This is a genomic window from Marinithermofilum abyssi (genome assembly GCF_014641195.1).
GTDB classification, from domain to species: Bacteria; Bacillota; Bacilli; order Thermoactinomycetales; family DSM-45169; genus Marinithermofilum; species Marinithermofilum abyssi.
Genome location: NZ_BMHQ01000040.1, coordinates 1 through 945 on the forward strand (window position 1 = coordinate 1; position 945 = coordinate 945).

Annotated in this window: 1 protein-coding gene; it reads left to right on the top strand. The window is 48.5% G+C overall.

Annotation, left to right across the window (positions count from 1 at the left end; genetic code table 11):
• Positions 1-12: 12 nt before the first annotated feature.
• The coding region (locus tag IEW70_RS17630) for a group II intron maturase-specific domain-containing protein (RefSeq protein ID WP_268234918.1) at positions 13-945 on the top strand (933 nt) is incomplete at its 3' end.

The window sequence follows — 945 nt, forward strand, 5'->3', positions numbered from 1 at the left end:
AGAGCAGGTTATATGGAAAAGGGTGCGATCTATCCTACGGAATCTGGGACACCTCAAGGCGGAATCATCTCTCCCGTGCTGGCAAACATGGCCCTCGACGGACTGGAAAAACGATTAAAAGAAGAATTTCCAGCTGCCAAAAGAGCCAAGGTAAATTTCGTCCGTTACGCGGACGACTTCATCATTACCGGAAGAACCAAGGAACTGTTGGAAAGCGAGGTTAGACCACTGGTCGAAGAATTTCTCAAAGAACGCGGACTAGAGCTCTCACAAGAGAAAACCCATACCACACACATCGAAGACGGCTTTGACTTTCTCGGCCAAAACGTGCGCAAATACAAAGGGAAAATGCTCATCAAGCCAGCGAAGAAGAACGTCAAAGCTTTTCTGGAGAAGATCCGAACCATCATCAAAGAGAACAAAACAGCGAAAGCCGGAACGATCATTGGCCTACTTAATCCGGTCATACGAGGATGGGCGCAATACCACCAACACGTCGTTAGCAAAAAGATGTTCATATTCATTGATCACAAGATCATGCAAGCTCTTTGGAGATGGGCCAAACGAAGACATCCCAACAAGCCGAAACGATGGGTCAAGAGTAAATACTTCAAGACCCTCGGCGGGAACAACTGGGTATTCTCCGGGAAGGACAATGGAAAAAGATTGGTTCTTCTTCGTGCATCCCGCATCCCCATTCGGAGACACGTTAAGTTAAAGGCTGAAGCAAACCCCTTTGATCCGGCATGGGAACCGTACTTTGAAAAACGCCTCAGTATGAAAATGGTGGATAACCTGAGAGGAAAACGCCAACTCCTGCAACTCTGGAAGAAACAACGGGGAATCTGTCCCGTCTGCAACCAGAAGATCACCAAACTGACGGGGTGGCACAGCCACCACATCATCTGGCGATCCATGGGAGGAGCGGATACCCAAGAAAACCGC